The sequence below is a fragment of the Streptomyces sp. T028 genome, from assembly GCF_048159505.1.
GTDB lineage: Bacteria > Actinomycetota > Actinomycetes > Streptomycetales > Streptomycetaceae > Streptomyces.
In genome coordinates, this window is the sequence record NZ_JBLRVZ010000011.1 from 86,533 (window position 1) to 103,986 (window position 17,454).

Annotated in this window: 14 protein-coding genes; 6 read left to right on the forward strand and 8 right to left on the reverse strand. The window is 70.9% G+C overall.

What is annotated here, in order from left to right; genetic code table 11:
* Positions 1-13: 13 nt before the first annotated feature.
* Positions 14-2,161 (reverse strand): autotransporter, encoded by a 2,148-nt coding sequence (locus ACLZN2_RS11700; RefSeq protein WP_416978325.1) that lies wholly within the window; start codon positions 2,159-2,161, stop codon positions 14-16.
* 288 nt (positions 2,162-2,449) lie between these two features.
* On the opposite strand from ACLZN2_RS11700, the gene ACLZN2_RS11705 reads away from it, so the two are divergent.
* The gene (locus ACLZN2_RS11705; RefSeq protein ID WP_416978326.1) at positions 2,450-3,862 is read left to right on the forward strand and encodes an RICIN domain-containing protein; all 1,413 of its coding nucleotides are present in this window, start codon (positions 2,450-2,452) and stop codon (positions 3,860-3,862) included.
* Between the two features lie 7 nt (positions 3,863-3,869).
* Here the strand turns inward: ACLZN2_RS11705 and ACLZN2_RS11710 are convergent, their stop codons facing one another.
* Complete coding sequence (locus ACLZN2_RS11710) at positions 3,870-5,549, reverse strand: rhamnogalacturonan lyase B N-terminal domain-containing protein (RefSeq protein WP_416978327.1); 1,680 nt, start codon at positions 5,547-5,549, stop codon at positions 3,870-3,872.
* 192 nt (positions 5,550-5,741) lie between these two features.
* Here ACLZN2_RS11710 and ACLZN2_RS11715 point away from each other — a divergent pair, with 192 nt between their 5' ends.
* Both ACLZN2_RS11715 and ACLZN2_RS11720 read left to right on the forward strand, forming a co-directional pair.
* Positions 5,742-6,794, forward strand: coding sequence for a rhamnogalacturonan acetylesterase (locus ACLZN2_RS11715; protein WP_416978328.1), 1,053 nt, complete (start codon positions 5,742-5,744; stop codon positions 6,792-6,794).
* 111 nt (positions 6,795-6,905) lie between these two features.
* Complete coding sequence (locus ACLZN2_RS11720; RefSeq protein WP_416978329.1) at positions 6,906-8,615, forward strand: DUF2264 domain-containing protein; 1,710 nt, start codon at positions 6,906-6,908, stop codon at positions 8,613-8,615.
* On the opposite strand, the gene ACLZN2_RS11725 is transcribed toward ACLZN2_RS11720, so the two are convergent.
* Positions 8,605-9,993, reverse strand: a complete 1,389-nt coding sequence (locus ACLZN2_RS11725; protein ID WP_416978330.1) for a hypothetical protein — start codon at positions 9,991-9,993, stop codon at positions 8,605-8,607. The two genes, ACLZN2_RS11720 and ACLZN2_RS11725, sit on opposite strands and share 11 nt — an antisense overlap.
* Before the next feature lie 164 nt (positions 9,994-10,157).
* On the opposite strand from ACLZN2_RS11725, the gene ACLZN2_RS11730 reads away from it, so the two are divergent.
* Positions 10,158-10,538: a VOC family protein gene (locus ACLZN2_RS11730; protein WP_416978331.1), complete on the forward strand. Its 381-nt coding sequence runs from the start codon at positions 10,158-10,160 to the stop codon at positions 10,536-10,538.
* Between the two features lie 330 nt (positions 10,539-10,868).
* On the opposite strand, the gene ACLZN2_RS11735 is transcribed toward ACLZN2_RS11730, so the two are convergent.
* Complete coding sequence (locus tag ACLZN2_RS11735) at positions 10,869-11,444, reverse strand: TetR/AcrR family transcriptional regulator (RefSeq protein ID WP_416978332.1); 576 nt, start codon at positions 11,442-11,444, stop codon at positions 10,869-10,871.
* A 153-nt stretch (positions 11,445-11,597) separates the two neighbouring features.
* On the opposite strand from ACLZN2_RS11735, the gene ACLZN2_RS11740 reads away from it, so the two are divergent.
* Positions 11,598-12,068, forward strand: coding sequence for an ArsR/SmtB family transcription factor (locus tag ACLZN2_RS11740; protein WP_416978333.1), 471 nt, complete (start codon positions 11,598-11,600; stop codon positions 12,066-12,068).
* A gap of 25 nt (positions 12,069-12,093) precedes the next feature.
* On the opposite strand, the gene ACLZN2_RS11745 is transcribed toward ACLZN2_RS11740, so the two are convergent.
* Complete coding sequence (locus tag ACLZN2_RS11745) at positions 12,094-13,179, reverse strand: endo-1,4-beta-xylanase (protein WP_416978334.1); 1,086 nt, start codon at positions 13,177-13,179, stop codon at positions 12,094-12,096.
* Positions 13,180-13,284: 105 nt separating this feature from the next.
* On the opposite strand from ACLZN2_RS11745, the gene ACLZN2_RS11750 reads away from it, so the two are divergent.
* On the forward strand, positions 13,285-14,544 hold the full coding sequence (locus tag ACLZN2_RS11750) for an MFS transporter (protein WP_416978335.1): 1,260 nt from the start codon (positions 13,285-13,287) through the stop codon (positions 14,542-14,544).
* A gap of 249 nt (positions 14,545-14,793) precedes the next feature.
* Here the strand turns inward: ACLZN2_RS11750 and ACLZN2_RS11755 are convergent, their stop codons facing one another.
* Genes ACLZN2_RS11755 through ACLZN2_RS11765 form a run of 3 tightly spaced genes read right to left on the reverse strand, consistent with a single transcriptional unit; the run spans position 14,794 to position 17,397 of the window.
* Positions 14,794-15,594, reverse strand: a complete 801-nt coding sequence (locus tag ACLZN2_RS11755; RefSeq protein WP_416978336.1) for an ABC transporter permease — start codon at positions 15,592-15,594, stop codon at positions 14,794-14,796.
* 4 nt (positions 15,595-15,598) lie between these two features.
* Positions 15,599-16,402, reverse strand: coding sequence for an ABC transporter permease (locus ACLZN2_RS11760; RefSeq protein WP_416978337.1), 804 nt, complete (start codon positions 16,400-16,402; stop codon positions 15,599-15,601).
* Positions 16,402-17,397 (reverse strand): ABC transporter ATP-binding protein, encoded by a 996-nt coding sequence (locus ACLZN2_RS11765; protein ID WP_416978338.1) that lies wholly within the window; start codon positions 17,395-17,397, stop codon positions 16,402-16,404. Before ACLZN2_RS11765 ends, ACLZN2_RS11760 begins: the two co-directional genes overlap by 1 nt.
* Between the last annotated feature and the right edge of the window lie 57 nt (positions 17,398-17,454).

Consider the following 17,454-nt stretch of genomic DNA (forward strand, 5'->3'; position numbering starts at 1 on the left):
CTTCGGGCACTCCCTACCCCGCGTGCCGCCCGCCTCCTCGGCGGGGCCTGGCCCGTCTCCGCAGCGTCATCGGCATCCCGAGTCCGGCGAGCAGCCCCGCGGCGAGCACATACGGCCACCACCCCATCCCGCTGCTCATCCCGGTGCTCGCGCTGTGGGTCCTGGCCGCCACGTCGCCGGAAGCGGACGACTTGCGGGTGGCGGAGGGAGAGGCGCTCCTGCTGTCGGCGGTGAGCACCACGTCGTTGCCGTCACCGCCCCGGTAGCTGATCCGGTAGACGGCGTCGGCGAGTTGCACCCGGGCGCCCTCCCGCAGCCCGTCGAAGGTGCCGGAGACCGCCCCGCGCCCGGTGTGGTCGAGCACGGTGATCTCCTTCGCCCCTTCTTCTGCCTTCGCCCCTTCTTCTGCCTTCGCAGCCTTCGCAGCCTTCGCGGCCTTCGAAAGGTCGAGCCCCCCGCCCAGCCGCACCCGACCGCCCACCTTCAACGGCACATCACCCAGCACGAGTTGCCCCTCGTCGCTCTGGGCGTAGTCACCGCTCACCGTCAACGCGCCCGCGACCACGCCCGCGTTGGTCACGGCCCCCTTCACCGTGCCCTTGCCGTCGAGCGTGCTCATCACCCGCAACGCCGAGCCGCCCGTGTCCAGCCGCGAGCCGGCCGAAGTCAGCCGCACCGCACGGCTGTTGGCGAGACTCGCCCCGTTCCGCAGGGCCAGGGTTCCCCTGCGGACCGTCGTCGTCCCGGTGTACGTCACGGAGGACCCGGTGAGGGTCGTGGTCGCCGCCCCGGACTGGACGAGCGCGCCGCTGCCGCCGATCCCCGACAGGGAGACGGGAGTCGTGGTGTTCCGCACGACCAGCGTCCCGTTGTTCACGATCCGCCGCCGCGCCGTGCCGGTGAGCAGGGAACCGTCACCGCCCGCCGCCCCCGAGCCCAGTCGCAGCACCGCGCCCTTCTCGACGGTCGTGGAGCCGTCGTAGTGCTGGGCGGCCGCGAAGGTGACGTCGTTCCCCCTGGTGCCGGCGATGACGATGTCCCCGGCGCCGGGTGCGGCGAGCGTGTCGTGGTACTGGCCGCCGCCGATCGGGGCGCCGAGCGTCACCGGCCCGTTGTAGTCGAACGTCAGCAGCGACCGGCGTCCGCTGCGCTCGTGCAGATTGATGTAGACGGTGTCCTTGGTGCCCGGCATGAAGATGCGGTGTGTGGTGCCGTCGCCCCACCGGACGTCCGCACCCTCGATGTTGGTGCCCCGCTTGTTCAACTGATGAGGAATCGCACGCCAGTTGAGGCCCGAGTCGCTCAGCGACGGATGCGTGTCCCCGCCCCGGTCGCTGTAGCTGTACTGCCCGGTGAGGACGACCTTGCTGCCGGGCCGGCTGTGGACGTTGACGTCGCTGCCGTACTCCCGCTGGTAGAAGTCCTGGCGCAGGGTGATCGTCTGGTTCAGCGGGGTGTCGATGATCCAGGAGCCCTGGTTGAGGACGGCGCGGGCGCTGGGCAGTGCCACGGGGTACTCGGGGCGGCCGACGGCCATGCCGGTGCCGTTGTCGATGACCCCGGAGAAGGGGTGCGTGCCCGCCAGGTCGAGGGTGCCCCACATGTTGCGGGGTTGGGTGACCAGGCCGGAGCCGCTGATGGTGCCGATGTTGAAGGTGCGGGTGAGCGACAGGCGGAGGGTGCCGTCGACGCGGATGTTGAGCTGGTTGAGCTGGTATCCGGGGGTGTTGTAGGGGAAGTGGCCGATCAGTCCGGTGCCGCCGCCGGTGCCGTACTGCAGGGTCGTGCCGCGTTCGACGGTGATCGCGGGCGGGTCGGGGCGGGTGACCGTCGTGTACGGGTGGTTGCCGCCCTGCGTGCGCACGACCTGCCGCTGCCGGGCCTTCGGCAGGGTGAAGTCGCTGTCCTTGGTGAGGACCAGTGTTCCGCCGCCGCGGACGGTGAGCGTGCCCTCGCCGCGCAGGACGCCGTCGTACGTCGTCGTCCCGGAGGGAACGCTGATCACCGTGTCGCCGGTGAGGGTCACGTCCCGGTTCGCGAGTACGTCGGCGGTGACGTCCCGGGCGCCGGCGGCCACGGCCGGGGGAGCGGTGGCCAGGAGGGCGGCGACGGCCGCGAGGGCCCCGGCGGCCGCTGCTGAGGTGTGGAGGGGGGTGCGCACGGGTCGGAGACGCTACGGGGTCACCGCCGATAACAGAAATTCTGTGCCGCGCCGGAATCGTCCGGGTCCCGCCGGGCCCCCTCCGGAAAAGGCTTTCTGTCAAGTCCCGTCCGACCCGTTGACCCGCTGGTAACACACCCTTACCTTTTCGGCGTTCGTCATTCCACATGTTGTTCGCAGTCCCGAACGCCCCCGCAGTCCCGAACACCCCCACACTCCCGAACACCCCCACAGCCCCGAACACACCTGTAGTCCCGTGAAGGTGGCCGTTCCCCGAGAGGTATCCCCATGAGACGTGTGTACGCCACCCTGCTCGCCCTCTGTCTGGCGCTGGCCGGCGCACTCGCCACCGCCGGCCCCGCCCAGGCGGCGGCCGTGACCGTCCCCAACGGCGTCCAGTTCACCGACACTTCCGGCGCTGTCGTGCACGCGCACGGCGGCGGTGTCATCAAGGTCGGCAGCTACTACTACTGGTTCGGTGAGGACCGCAACGCGGACAACACCTTCCGGTACGTGGACGCCTACCGCTCCACCGACCTGAAGAACTGGGAGTTCAGGAACCATGTCCTGACCCAGTCCAGCGCCTCCGAGCTCGGCACCGCCTACATCGAGCGGCCCAAGGTCGTCTACAACGCGTCCACCGGCAAGTTCGTGATGTGGATGCACAAGGAGAACGGCACCGACTACAGCGAGGCCCGCGCGGCCGTCGCCGTCTCCGACACCGTCGACGGGACCTACACCTACCAGGGCAGCTTCCGCCCGCTCGGCTCGCACATGTCCCGGGACATCACGACCTTCGTCGACACCGACGGAACCGGCTACATGATCTCCGCCGCCAACGAGAACTACGACCTGCACATCTACAAGCTCACCGCCGACTACACGGCCATCGACAGCCTCGTCGCGAACCCCTGGGCGGGCGGCCACCGTGAGGCGCCGGCTCTGTTCAAGCGGGGCGGCGTCTACTTCATGCTGACTTCGGGCGCGACCGGCTGGAACCCCAACCAGCAGCAGTACGCCACCGCGACGAGCCTGTCCGGCCCATGGACGTCGATGACGAACGTCGGCGACTCCACCGCCTACGGCTCGCAGACCGCGTACGTCCTTCCGGTCCAGGGCACTTCGGGGACGTCGTACCTCTACATGGGCGACCGCTGGGGCAACTCCTTCAGCGGCACCGTCAACGACTCCCGTTACGTGTGGCTGCCGTTGACCTTCCCGACCTCGACGACCCTGTCCATGTCCTGGTACCCGGAGGTCACCGTGGACACGGCCGCCGGGACGGTGACCGGCACCAGCGCCACCTACAACACGCTGGTCGCCCGGCACTCCTCCAAGTGTGCCGACGTGACCAGCCAGTCGCTGTGGCAGGGCACCCAGATCAAGCAGTACACCTGCAACGGCGGCAACAACCAGAAGTACTGGTTCAAGTCCGTCGGAAGCGGCTACTACCAGCTGGTCGCCCGCCACAGCTCCCTGTGCGTGCAGGAGAACGCCAGCACCGTCTCCCAGGAGAACTGCGACTCCTCGGCCACCACCCAGCAGTGGTCCGTGACCACCAGCGGCAGCTACGTGAACATCAAGTCCCGGGCCAGCGGCGAATGCCTCGACGTGAACGGCGCGTCCACCGCCAACTCGGCCGCGATCATCACCTACACGTGCAACGGCGGTACGAACCAGCAGTGGACACAGAGTTCATGACGTGATGTCAGGCGAGCAGGTCGATCGCGTCGATCGACGTGCCCGCGCTGAGGAAGGACGTCGTCCCCGAACCGCTCGCCACATATATCCTCAGCTGGTTGTAGGCGCTGGTGTCCGTCAGCCAGGCCGACGCCGGGACGCTGTAGGTGAACGTGTGGTTGTTGCCCCGGTAGGAGCCCACGGTCAGCGACCGGGTGCTCGGCTGGGTGGGCGGGGAGGGGACGGCCGACGTCCAGGCGTCGTTGACGACGATCTGCGGCCGGCCGTTGGCGTAGGCCGTCGTCACGCCGATGCGCAGGGTGTGCGCTGCGGCGGCCTGGGCGGCGGTCAGCCGGAAGTAGACGATGATGCCACTGTTGACGTCCTTCCACAGGTAGCAGGGGAAGGCGGACGTCTCGGTGCCGCTGCCGATGACCACGTTCCCGGTCCAGGAGGCGGCCCGTACGTCGGAGGGATGCGCGTACGTCATCAGGTCGGCGTTCTTGAAGCCGCCGGGCGTGCCGTTCCAGTCGCCGATCCGCCAGATCGCGCCGGCGTTGGCCGGGTCGTTGGAGGACGGGATGGTGATCGTGTTGAGGGTGGTCGTCCCGCCGGCGGATACGGTCACCTGTGTACTGTATACAGCCAACTCGCCTTTGTAGACGGTCAGTGTGTACGTCCCCGGCAGTGCCCCGCCGATGGAGAACCAGCCGTCCGAGGCCCGTGCCGACCCCCAGTACTGGGCGGCCGAGTTGGCGAGCCCGACCGTGTACGGGTACGCCGTGTTCCGTCCGCTGATGCCGACGCCGGCCACCCGGCCCCGCCCGCTCGCGGCGACGTACCCGGAGATGCCGAGGGAGTCGGCCCAGGACGTGGTCAGGGTGCCCGGATAGAGGGACGAGGAGGGCGCGCCGCCGTCCGTGAAGGCGATGACGTAGGGGCCCTGGAGGCCGAAGCGCTGGGCCTCGGTCTGGTTCTCGCCGTAGTAGAGGATCTCGTACAGGCCGCCGCCGTCGGCGCTCTGGTGGCGCAGCAGGGAGCGGTAGAAGGGGCCGCCCGAGGCCTTCTCGTGGTTGCTGCGGACGATCCACAGTCCGACGGATCCTGTAGACCATCCGACGTAGTTGTAGTCGATCACGCGCACCTTGGAGTAGTGCTTGGAGCGGGTCTGGCCGTCCGACTTCGCGAACACGTCCGAGGCCTCGATGGTGGAGGACGTGTACGTGTAGGAGTCGGGCTCGTCGTTGAGGAACAGGCCCGTCTTCACGCGCAGGATGTAGCGGGTGGCCGAGACGGAGGTGTCGGCCTTGTTGGTCCACAGGTAGATGTTGTTCTCGCCGCTGCGGGCCGCGTAGTAGTGCCTGAGTGTGCCGTAGGCGACCGAGATCAGGATCGTCGGACCGGACTGGCCGATCGTCACCGTCGAGGTGCCGAGGCCGGATTCGATGTGGGAGTTCTTGCCGTCGTAGCCCTGGTACTCGATGCCCTTGTGGACGAGCGAGGTCAGGTCGCCGTTGGTCTTGCTGACCTTGAAGACCAGGCTCGCGCCGGTGTCGACGACGTAGTTCGAGCCGTCGTCGCTCCAGCCGAAGCTCGCGGCGGAGGCGGGGGAGGCGAGTGGGCCGGCGAGGGCGGCCGAACCGGCCGCGGCCGCGGCGGAGAGGACGAAGGTGCGGCGTCGGACCGGGTGACTGTCGGATCCGGACATGGGGGGAGCCTCCTTCGGGAGGTGTGGGGTGTGCGGGTGTGGGAGAGAGTGACAGTTGAATCGATTTCGCGAAAGGGCTTTCACTCGCGGGAGGTTGGCAATCTCATGAAATCGGTACAGGATCTAGAAAGCGCTTGCCGAAGGCGGTACGGTCCAGCCGCCAGGACTGCCGCCGTGACGGAGGAGCCCCGAGTGAGACGTTTCAACATCGCCCTGCCGGCGGCGCTGGCACTGACCGCCGTCCTGACGGCCGTCCCCGCCTCCGCCCGGGCGCACGAGCACCGTCCCGCGCCCCTCGGCATCGACCACTGCACCGCCGGCGCCTGCCACTTCGACGTCCCGCCCGGCACCTACGACGTCCGGGTCGTCCTCGGCGGCGACGCCGACTCCAGCACCTCCGTCAGCGGGGAGACCCGGCGGGCGCTGCTCGCCGAGACCGCCGTCCCGGCCGGCGAACACGTCGTCCGCAGCTTCACCGTCAACGTCCGTACGCCGGAGGGCGAACCGACGGGCGCCGAGGGAACCCCCGGACTGGACCTGGTACTCGGCGGCACGGCACCCGCCCTCGCGGACATCCGGGTCACCCCCGCCCGGCACGCCCGGCAGATCTTCCTCGTCGGCGACTCCACCGTGTGCGACCAGCCCGGCGAGCCCTACACCGGCTGGGGCCAGGAACTGCCGCAGTACCTGCGCAGGGGCGCCTCCGTCGCCAACTACGCGGATTCCGGGGAAAGTACGGTCACCTACCTGCAGAACCCGCAACTGTGGGCCACTGTCCAGCCGCTGATCCGCCCCGGCGACCCGGTCCTGATCCAGCTCGCGCACAACGACAAGACGACCGACGAGGTGACGTACCGCACGAACCTCGGGACACTGGTGGCGGGGGTACGGGAGAAGGGCGGAAGGCCGGTCCTCGTCACCCCGATCGTGCGCCGCTGGTTCAACGCCGACGGCACGCTGAACAACCCGACGGCCCTGCTGGTCAACGGACTCGGCGTGGACCACCCGGCGGTGATCCGCTCGGTCGCCGCCGAACAGGACGTACCGCTGATCGACCTCACCGCCAGCACCAAGGCGCTGGTGGAATCCCTGGGCGTGGAGGGCTCCAAGGTGCTCTACCTGTACAACGAGAAACGCGACAACACGCACACCTCCGTGTACGGAGCCACGGTCTACGCGGGCCTGGTCCGCGACGAACTCGTCGCCCAGCACCTGGTGCCCAGGGGCACCGTGCGGGTGGGATGAACTCCTGGGGGCGCCCCGACCGGAACCGGGACGCCCCCAGGGCTGCCTGACCCCTACGGGACCAGGTCCCACCAGGTCCCGACCCACCGCGTGCCGAGAGAGAAAACGCCGATGCACCTGCCGCCCGCCGACCCCGTCCTCAGCCCCCGTACCGGCTACACCCGCGCCCACTGGGAGGCGGCCGCCGACGCCCTGCTCGCCGCGGTGGAGCCGTACGCCACCGAGGACCAGGCCCTCTACCACTTCCCCGGCGACCGGCAGAGCTGGTCGGGCCGCCTCTCCGACGGACTGGAGGGATACGCCCGCACCCTGCTGCTGGCCGCCTTCCGCCGCGACGAGACGGCCCTGCAGCGATACGCGGACGGACTCGCGGCCGGTGTCTCGGGCGTCTGGCCCCGCATCGAGGACCGCAGCCAGCCGCTCGTCGAGGCCGCGTCGATCGCCCTCGCGCTGCGGCTGACCCGCCCCCTGCTCTGGGACCGGCTGGACGACGCCGTACGGCAGCGGGCCGCGGACTGGCTCGGCGACGCGCTGACCGCCGAACCCTGGCCCTGCAACTGGGAGTTGTTCCCCGTCACGGTCGGCGGCTTCCTCCAGGAGATCGGCCACGAGACCGAGGCGTCCGGCAAGGCGATCGACCGCGGTCTGGAGCGGATCGAGCAGTGGTACGTCGGCGGCGGCTGGTACACGGACGGCGACGGCCGGAAGTACGACTACTACAACGGCTGGGCGATGCACCTGTATCCGGTGTTGCACGCATGGCTCGCGGACGACAGTCGACTGCTGTCTGTATACGGTGGTCGGCTGGAGGCCCACCTCGCCGACTACGCCCGGCTGTTCGGCGGCGACGGCGCCCCCATGCACCAGGGCCGCTCCCTCACCTACCGCTTCGCGACCACCGCCCCCCTGTGGCTGGGCGCCCTCACCGGCCACACCCCGCTGCCGCCCGGCGAGACACGCCGACTGGCCTCGGGCGCCCTGAAGTACTTCCTGGAACGGGGCGCCGTCGACGAACGCGGGCTGCTCACCCTCGGCTGGCACGGCCCCGACCCCGCCGTCCTCCAGGGCTACTCGGGTCCCGCCTCCCCCTACTGGGCGAGCAAGGGTTTCCTCGGCCTGCTGCTGCCCCCGGACCACGACGTGTGGACGGCGGCGGAGGAGCCGGGCCCGGCGGAACGGGAGGACGCGGTGACACCGGTCGCCGCGCCCAACTGGCTGCTGCAGTCGACGCGTGCGGACGGCGTGGTCAGGCTGCACAACCACGGCAGCGAGGACGTCCGCTACGACCCGTACTACACCCGGCTGGCGTACTCGACGGTGACGGTGCCCCCACCGGCGCCCACATCGGCGCCCTCACCGTCGTACGACAACAGTGTGATCGTCGGGGGAGACCCGAGTCGTACGGGTATCGAGCCGCTCGGCGCCGGGGACGGCTGGGTGGCCTCGCGGCACACCGCGGGCGGCGGGGCCCGGGTCACCAGCGTCGTGCTGGCGCGCGGGGCGACGGAGGTGCGGGCGCATCGCGTGGAGGGGGCGGAGCCGGGGACGTCCGTGCGGGTGACGGGCTGGGCGGCCGGCGACGGCGTACGGGCGGAACTCGTCCCGGTTCACGGTCTGGACGGCTCCCTCACCGGTACCACGGGAGACGGCGGCACCCTCTTCGTCGCGCTCGCCCGGCTCACCGCCGCGCCGGAAACCGTCCCCCTGGAGGAGACGGTTTCCGTGCGGGCGGAGGGGCCGGACGGGATCCGGGTGCGCTGGAGCGGTGGCCCCGAGGTCCGGGTGACCCTGTCGGGGGACGCCGTACGGGTCAGGGCTTGAGGCGGGCGATCCGCAGGGTCTTCGTGGTCGGCGAGGCACCGTTGAGCGGCTTGGCGTACGTCGGGGTCACCGGGGCGTACGCCCAGGTCAGCGTCCCGTCCTTGAGGACCGCGATGTCACCGGTGATGCGGGTGCTCACCACCTTGTCCGCGCTCTGGAACTTGCCGTTCCAGTCGATGAGACGCAGATGGGTGCCGGTGAAGGTGCCGGTGCAGGTGCCGGAGGAGCACTTGGCGTTCTTCAGGGACTCCCAGGACAGCAGCAGCCGGTTCTTGCCGTACGGGGCGATGTGGACGTTGACGTTCTCCGTGCCGGCCGCGCTCGTGAGGTAGACCGCCTTGCCGGGGCCGGAGTTGCGGTTCTTCATGAAGGCGACGGCGACCTGGTGGGTGCTGGTCTTCGGCTTGACGGTCCAGCCGCGCCCGCTGGAGTCGTCCGGGTTCTTCTTCGCGGAGGCGGCGCCGCGCGAGGCGAACGCGGTGGCGTACCGGCCGGTGGAGGACTTCACGAGGTCGCCGGTACGGCCCGGGAACGTACCGCCGCAGTAACCGGCCCAGCACTGCTCGCGCTGCACGACCGGAGCGACGTCCGGGGCGCCGATCTTCGTGGAGACGAACAGCCCGGAGCGCCAGTCGTCGAAGCACAGGGAGGTGAACGCGCCGGTCGTCTCGGCGTGCAGCGCGATGCCCTCGTTGTGGCTGCAGCCCCACCCCCAGCCGCCGCTGAGCTTGGCGCCCTTGGCGCTGATGTACGTCAGCTTGTCGCCGTAGTGCCCGTCGGCGAAGCCGCCCGCGCCGTGCACGACGAAGTAGGCACCGTACTTGGTGCCGTTCCAGGTGAGCTGGCCGTCGAGCAGCGGGGCCGTGTCGTTCGACGCGGTGCCGGTGAGCTTGGTGCGGAAGGTCTGCTTGCCGTTCGTGTACCGGATGATCGCGGCCGCCGTCTCCTTCCACTTGTTGGAGTCGGAGACGCGGGTGAGCAGCGCGAAGCCGTTGTTGTGCGCGACCAGGCCGCCGACCTCCTTGGCACCCTTGACGACCGTGTCCGCGCCCGAGCGCTTCCCGGCGGCGGTCAGCGGGGTGACATGGATGCCGTCCGAGGCGGGCCAGGCCACCCGCAACGTGCCGTTGGGGGCCGCCGCGGTCGTCGTCCGCGTCCACTCGCGCGTGTTGTTGTACCCGGCCGACAGGTAGGGGAACTTGGCGGTGAGGGCCACGGCGGTGGTGGTGGGGGTGAGGTTCGAGGCGGTGGTCGTCGCGGCCCCGGCGGTGGCGTACCACGCGCCGGCGAGCACCCCGGCGGCGGCCAGGGCGCCGATCGCGGGCTTGCGGGCCGCGCGGATGCGGCGGTGGCGCGTTGTGCGTCGTGCAGTTGTCATGGCCTGTTGTTGCCACCGGGGCGGGAAAGGGTTGCCGTGACGGAAGAGAATTCCCGCGCTTGCCTCGCGCGGCTTCCGCAGCGGGCCGCGCGCGGCGTTCCGTGGGGGTTTCCACGGGGGGTTACTGCGTTGCCGCGTGGCATGGCGTGCACAACAATCCCCGCATGACTTCTGCCATCCGCCATGTGACGATCGACTGCTCCGACGCCTACGCCCTCGCCGGTTTCTGGTCCGAGGTGCTCGGCCTGCCCCGCCACGAGGACGACAAGCCCGGCGACGAGGAGGCGCTGATCGAGGGCGCGGGCCTGCTCTTCGTCACCGTGCCGGAGGCCAAGACCGTCAAGAACCGGGTCCACCTCGACCTCCAGCCGCAGGACCGCACCCGGGAAGAGGAAGTCGAGCGGCTCCTCGCCCTCGGCGCCACGCTGGTCTCCGACATGCGCAGGCCCGACGGCACCGGGTGGGCCCTGCTCGCGGACCCGGAGGGCAACGAGTTCTGCGTGGAGCGCAGCGAGGGGGAGCGGGCGGCCACGGCAGCGGGCTGAGCGGCCCGGTCCCGGCGTCGGCCACGGTTCGGCCGCTGCCGAAGGGCCGGGATCCCAGCCTCGATCGCCGACCTCGTCTCCCGCCTCGACGCCCCCCTCGACATCCTCTACTCGCCGGTCTGCCCGACCGTCCCCCGGCCGGCCGATCCGGGCGTGCGCCGGGTCAGCCTGGGCTCGCCGCTGTACCGGCGGCGCTCGGCGCGGCGCTGGAGACGGTGACGGAGATCCGCGAAGGGCGTACGCCCCGGGGGAGGACACCGTCGTACGGGGATGTCCAGGCGCTGGGCACCGGGAGCCCGCCGGACTGAGGCCGCCGCGCGGGGAGCCGGGTCAGGCCTCCTCGCGGGGCCAGTGCGTCAGCGCCAGGTGCAGCGCGTCGATCGCCTTCTCCCACGACCGCTGTACGTCCCGGGGTGCGCCGAACGAGCCGCCTGCCTCCAGCGCGCAGTACCCGTGGAAGGTGCTGCGCAGCAGACGGACGGCGTCGGTGAGGTCGGGTTCGGCGAGGCCGTAGGCGCGGAGCATGCCGTGGGTGATCTCGGCGGTGCGGCGCAGCGCGGCGGAGTCGACGGCGACGTCCTGGTCGATACGGAGCTGCCCGGCCGCGTACCGCCCGGGGTGCTGGAGGGCGTACTCCCGGTAGGCCCCGGCGAAGGCGGCGAGGGCGTCCTTGCCGGCGAGCCCGGCGACGGCCGGTGCGATCCGGTCGATCATCTCGCCGCCGACGAACAGCGCGAGCCGTATCCGCAGGTCCCTGAGGTTCTTGACGTGGGAGTACAGGCTCGCGTCCTTGACGCCGAAGCGCCGGGCCAGAGCCGAGAGGGTGACGCCGTCGGCGCCGGCCTCGTCGGCCAGTTCGGCGGCGGCCGCGACCAGGCGGTCGGCGGTGAGGCCGGCTCGGGGCATGGGGGACCGCCTTGGGTACTCGGGCCTGGACAGTGCAGGAGAAATCCTAAGGGGGGTCGGTCCCCTTCACCCGGTGGCCGCGAGGGCCTCCTCAACCAGCGTGTTCGGTCCGCGAGTTGACTCTCGGGCACTGTGACACGACACTCTCACGTCATGGATTCGGGTAACCGTCCGGGCGATGTCGAACCCACCGATCCCAAGGCCATGCGGGCGCTCGCGCACCCCGTGCGGCTGGCCGTCCTGGAGCGGCTGCAGCGGTACGGGCCGGCCACCGCCTCCCAGCTCTCCCCGCACGTCGGGGCGACGCCCTCGGTGACCAGCTGGCATCTGCGCCATCTCGCCGGTTTCGGGCTGGTCCGGGACGCCCAGGCCGGGACGGACCGCCGGGAGCGGCGCTGGGAGGCGGTGGGCCCCGGGTTCCGGGTCGGGGAGCCGGAGTGGGAGGTCCGGGCCGACGGGCTGAACACCCGGATCGTCGTCACCCCCGAGGAACTGGCCGGACTGCGGGAGGCGGTCGAGGAACTCCTCGCGCCCTACGTGACCCGGGAGGCGGACCGGTGGCCGCCCGGGAGCCGGAGCGTGCGCGTCATCACGTACACGCTCCCCGAGGGCGCCGCGGAGTGATGTCCCGCAGCCAGGCCAGGATCGTTCACGCGTTCGGATTGAGTCCGTTCGACAGCCCGGTGTACGCCGGCTTCGCCGCGTAGCTCTCGTTGTACGGCAGAGCCGCCCCGTAGCCGCTGAACGTACCCGGCACCCACGAGTACTTGTCGGTGACGCCCCACAGGGTGACCCCCGCGCAGCGCGGCACACCGAGGCAGTTCTCGCTCGCCGTCTTGTAGTCGGTGGACTGCTGGGCGAGTTCGGCTGAGGACGCGGGCAGCGGGATGCGGATGTCGAGCTCGGTGACCGACACCTCCAGACCGAGGTCGGAGAACCGCCTCAGGTTCGCCTTCATCGACGACGGCACCTTGCCCACCTCGAAGTGCGACTGGAAGCCGATGCCGTGCAACGGCACGCCCTGCGCGAGGAGTTGCTTCGCCAGCGCGTACAGGGCGTCGCTCTTGGCGTTGTCCGCCTCGATGTTGTAGTCGTTGATGTACAGCTTCGCGGCGGGATCGGCGGCGTGCGCCCACTTCAGCGCGTTGGCGATGTAGCCGGTGCCGAGTTTGTTCTGCCACAGCGAACCGCGCATCGAACCGTCCTCGTTGAACGTCTCGTTGACCACGTCCCAGGCGTACACCCTGCCCTTGTAGCGGCCGACCTCTGTGTCGATGTGGCTCTTGAGGATGGTGTTCAGCTCGGTCGCGGAGAAGTTGCCGTTCTTCAGCCAGGACGGCAACTGCGCGTACCAGACGAGCGTGTGGCCCCGTACGCCCTGGTTGTGCGCGGCGGCGTGCGCCACCAGCCGGTCGGCGGCCGCCCAGTTGAAGCTGCCCCGGCCCGGCTCGACGGCGTCCCACTTCATCGCGTTCTCCGCCGTCACCGAGTTGAACTCCCGGTCCAGGACCGAGGTGTACGACGCGTCGGAGGTCAGCGGGGTGTCACCGACCGCCGCGCCGATCTTCACCCCGCGCCCGTCGGCGTACCCGCGCAGGGTCGTGGCGGCCGAGGCCTCGGGCGTCAGACGCGGCAGCGCGACAGCCGCCGCGGCGACGAGCGCGCCCGCGACGGCGAGCGGGACGGGACGCAGGAAGCGGCGCCGAAGGCGGTGGTTCACCGGGGTGTGCGGCACGGTGGCTCCTCGGGATGTGGGGGAGTGGCGATGCGGGTGCTTCCCCCTTGGGTCGCCGCAGACGGACGTAAGGTTGCCGGGGAATACGCAGGGGGAGGGGGACGCGTGACGTACCGGGCCCGCAGCGGCCGCTCGCGGCGGACCGTCCCCGACTCCGGAGGCCAACCCCTGTGGCGGCAGCGGGACTTCGGGATCTTCTGGGCCGCGCAGACCCTGTCCTTCCTCGGCGACTCGTTCGCGCTCGTGGCCCTGCCCCTGCTGGTCCTGCGGGCCACCGGCTCCCTCGCCCGGATGGGCCTGCTCACGGCGGTCGGCGGTGCCGCCTCGGTGGTGGCGGCCGTGTTCGCGGGGGCGGTGGTGGACCGGGTCGACCGGCGGCGCCTCCTCATCGTCTGCGACCTGGTCCGGATGGTGCTCTACGGGCTGATCCCGCTGGTGTGGCTGTTCGGGCCGAGGATCTGGCTGCTGTACACCGTGCTGCCGGTGTGCGAGGCCGTCGGCATGCTGTTCGCGGTCGGTTACGTCACCGTCGTACGCGGACTCGTCGGCACCGCGCAGCTCACCGAGGCCAACGGCCGTCTCAACGCGACCGCCGCCACAGCCGGCGTCCTCGGACCCCTGTGCGCCGGCCTGCTCGCGGGCTGGGCGGGGCCGGCCGCCGCGGTCGGTGTGGACGCGGCCAGCTTCGGCGTCTCGGCCGCCTGCCTGGCCGTCGTACGGATCCGGCGGCGGCCTGCGGACGAGGTACCGGCCGAACGGGCCGGGCTGTGGCGGGACCTGCGGACCGGGGTGACGTTCCTGTACGGCCATCCCGTGCTGCGTACGCTGACCGCCCTGCTCTTCGTCTTCAGCTTCCTCACCCTCGGTCTGAACGACCTGGTGATCTACCACCTCAAACACGACCTGGGCCACGCCGACGGCACCGTCGGAACCGTCATGGCGGCCGGGGCGCTCGGCACCATCGCGGGATCCCTGCTGGTGGCGCGGGTCCGGCGCCGGCTGGGCTTCGGCCGGACCTGGACGGCTGCGGTCGCCGTGAGCGGCCTCGCGGTCGCCGGACTGGGCTGGGCCCGGGAGGTGCCGGTCGTCGGCGGGCTCACCGCCGTCTTCCTGGCCTGCACGGCCGTCGCCGGCACCTGTTCGATGTCCCTGCGCCAGGAGGTGACCCCGGAGCCGCTGCTGGGCCGGGTGACCTCCGCGTTCTGGACGATTCAGTACGCCGCGGCCCCGGTCGGCGCCGCCGTCCTGACCTGGGCCGCGGAGCGCCGGGGCACCGCACCGGTGGCGCTGGTCGCGGGCGCCGTCTGCGTCCTGGTGGCCGGGGCCGCCCTGCTGACGCCGATACGGGGCGCGGGGCGCGGGTGAGGCACCGGTGGCCGGCGTCGCGGGGGCAGAGCCTGTGTCATATCCCCGGCCGGGCGCGCGACGCCTGGCACTCCCCCAGAGGGGGGACCCCCACCCCCAGAGGGGGTACCCCCACCCCCAGAGGGGGCACCCCCATCGAGGGTGCTCCGGCGCCTTGCGATCGCACGCTCCCCCACGCTCGGCTCCGCTCGCGCGGGAGGGCCCCCATGACGCCGCGCGCTGATCCGACCGGGGATATGACACAGGCTCTCATCCGTTGACTCCCGTGTAGTGCCCGAGACTCCACCGCCACAGCAGCCGGGAGGCCAGGTACGCCAGGACGCCCAGCAGCGGCGAGGCCGCCGCCAGCCAGTACGGGACCCCCGTGTCGTGGCCGTGCCCGGTGAGGACGGCGGCCGGCAGATAGGCGACGAACGCGAGCGGCAGGCCGTAGGTCAGAAAACCGCCGACGGCCCTGGGCAGCACGTTCAGCGGGTAGCTGCCGAACGTGCCGAGGAGCTCCTCCAGCCAGCGGCTCCAGTACTCGGCGGCCGGGAAGCGCAGCGTCGCGGAGGCGAGCGCGGTGAACAGGGCGGCCTCCAGGAGCATGCCGCCGAGCACGGCCGCGACCAGGTAGGCGGCCTGGCCCGCCGTCCACTCCAGGGTGCTGCGGTTCAGCGCCCCGATCATCAGCCCGATCGCGACGGTGAGGTCACCGATGGCGTTGGTGGGGAAGTAGCGCAACTGCACCTGGCGGTGGACCGGCATGGGCCGCAGCAGACAGGCGTCGATCCCGCCCTCCTGGATGAAGTATCCGACGCCGTGCATACGGCCGAGGAAGAGGACCATCAGACCGTGCGCCAGCATCCGGGTCGCCGGGATGAGCAGGACGTCCGAGGTGGCCCAGCCGCCCATCCCCGTGAAGCGGGTCAGCAGCACGGTGGCGAACACGATCACCGAGACCTGCCAGACGGCGCCGATCGCGACCATCATCAGGAACTCGGTGCGGTACTCCAGCTGGGCACGGAAGTTCAGACGGGTGATCCGCCACACGAGACGAACGGCTTTCAAGGCGTCAGCCTCCCTGGGAGATGACCTGTCGGGCGGCGAGCCGCCACACCAGCCGGGTGAACAGGGACAGCGCCACCACCCAGGCGGCCTGCACCAGCAGCGCGGACCCCGCGTCCGACAGCGGGATACGGCCCACGTACAGCGACAGCGGCACATTCAGCGTCGCCTGGAACGGCAGGAAGCCGCTCAGGGTCACGAACCAGTCGGGGAAGAACCACAGCGGCGCGTACACCCCGGACAGCAGGTTCTGCGCGAAGATGAGGATCAACATCGCGGCGTTGTTGCGCAGGGTGAAGAAGCACAGCTGGTCGATGACGAGCATGACGTAGTACAGGATCCACTGGCCGAGCAGCAGACTCAGCGCGAACACCCCGGCCACGGCAGCCGACTTCGGCGGCTGGACCACCCCGGCCGCGAGACACACGGCGTACCCCGCCAGCACCCACGCCAGCCCGTAGAGCTGCTCGCCCAGCGCCCGCAGGGCGTAGTACCGCTGGGGCGGCAGCGGGCGCAGATACCAGTAGACGATCGTGCCCGACTGCATGTGCTGGATCACGGTGTCGCGCCCCGTGTACTGGTCCAACTCCCGCAGCCGCGACGCCAGCACGGCCAGTACGGCGTACGTCACCGCCTGGTCGCGGTCCATCCCGGCCGTGGTGCCGGTGTGGGCGTACAGGCCATGCCACAGGGACGCGACCAGGACCACCTGGACGGTCAGCCGCAGCAGCACGGCCGTCATCCGGGGCGGGCTGTGGAGTTCGCCGAGCGGAGTGACACGGGCTGTGCGCCAGGCGTGCAGAACGGCCATCACGCGTCCCCCGCCTGCGCGTACGCCGCCCGCATCACGTCCTCCAGATCGGCCTCGTCCAGCGCGATGTCCGTCACCTCGTACCGCTCGATGACCGACTTCAGCGCCTGGTGCACGGTCGGCGCGGCGGACCCGTCCGGACCGAACACCACCCGCGCGCCCTCGCGCCGGACCACCGCGATCCCCGGCAGCGCGGCGACCTCGGCGTGCGGGTCGGCGAGCGTGGCCCGCACCTGCCAGGTGGAGCCGAACTTGCGGCGGATCTCGTCGAGTGTGCCGTCCAGCACGAGGCGGCCGTGGTTGACCAGCACCACCCGCTCGGCGAGCCGCTCGACCTCCGTCATGTCGTGCGTGGTCAACAGGACCGTACGGCCCCGCTGTTCGACCTGGTGCCGGAGGAACTCGCGGACCTGCTCCTTGACCACCACGTCCATGCCGATGGTCGGTTCGTCGAGGAAGACGACCGGTGGGTCGTGCAGCAGCGCGGCCGCCAGATCGCAGCGCACCCGCTGGCCGAGGGAGAGATGCCGGACCCGCGTGTCCCAGAACGACGACAGCGCGAGGAGGTCGTCGAACTCCGCGAGCCGGGCGCTGTGTTCGGCGTTCGGCACCTCGTAGATGTCCCGGAGGATCGAGAACGACTCGCGCACCGGCAGGTCCCACCACAACTGGGTGCGCTGCCCGAACACCGCCCCGATGTTGCGGGCGTTGCGCTCCCGGTCCTCGTACGGCACCACACCCGCGACACGAGCCTCGCCGGAGGTGGGGGTGAGGATGCCGGTGAGCATCTTGATGGTGGTCGACTTGCCGGCGCCGTTGGGGCCGAGCAGGGCGAGGAGTTCGCCCGAGTCCACGTCGAAGGTGATGTCGCTGACCGCGTGCTTGGCCACCCGCTCCGGGTCGACCAGGGAACGCAGGGCTCCGGCGAAGCCGGGGCGGCGGACGGTGGTGTGGAAGGTGCGGCACAGACCGCGCACCTGGATGGTGCCGCTCACTCGTTCAACCTCCAGTGAAGCGCGGCCGGCCGACGGGGGGCCGGCACGGCCGCGGGA

What these genes read in the sequence shown, in the direction of transcription:
- ACLZN2_RS11705 (WP_416978326.1), top strand. Translation starts at nt 2,450, where the DNA reads ATGAGACGTGTGTACGCCACCCTGCTCGCCCTCTGTCTGGCGCTGGCC.
- ACLZN2_RS11710 (WP_416978327.1), bottom strand. Translation starts at nt 5,549, where the DNA reads ATGTCCGGATCCGACAGTCACCCGGTCCGACGCCGCACCTTCGTCCTC.
- ACLZN2_RS11720 (WP_416978329.1), top strand. Translation starts at nt 6,906, where the DNA reads ATGCACCTGCCGCCCGCCGACCCCGTCCTCAGCCCCCGTACCGGCTAC.
- ACLZN2_RS11725 (WP_416978330.1), bottom strand. Translation starts at nt 9,993, where the DNA reads ATGACAACTGCACGACGCACAACGCGCCACCGCCGCATCCGCGCGGCC.
- ACLZN2_RS11730 (WP_416978331.1), top strand. Translation starts at nt 10,158, where the DNA reads ATGACTTCTGCCATCCGCCATGTGACGATCGACTGCTCCGACGCCTAC.
- ACLZN2_RS11735 (WP_416978332.1), bottom strand. Translation starts at nt 11,444, where the DNA reads ATGCCCCGAGCCGGCCTCACCGCCGACCGCCTGGTCGCGGCCGCCGCC.
- ACLZN2_RS11740 (WP_416978333.1), top strand. Translation starts at nt 11,598, where the DNA reads ATGGATTCGGGTAACCGTCCGGGCGATGTCGAACCCACCGATCCCAAG.
- ACLZN2_RS11760 (WP_416978337.1), bottom strand. Translation starts at nt 16,402, where the DNA reads ATGGCCGTTCTGCACGCCTGGCGCACAGCCCGTGTCACTCCGCTCGGC.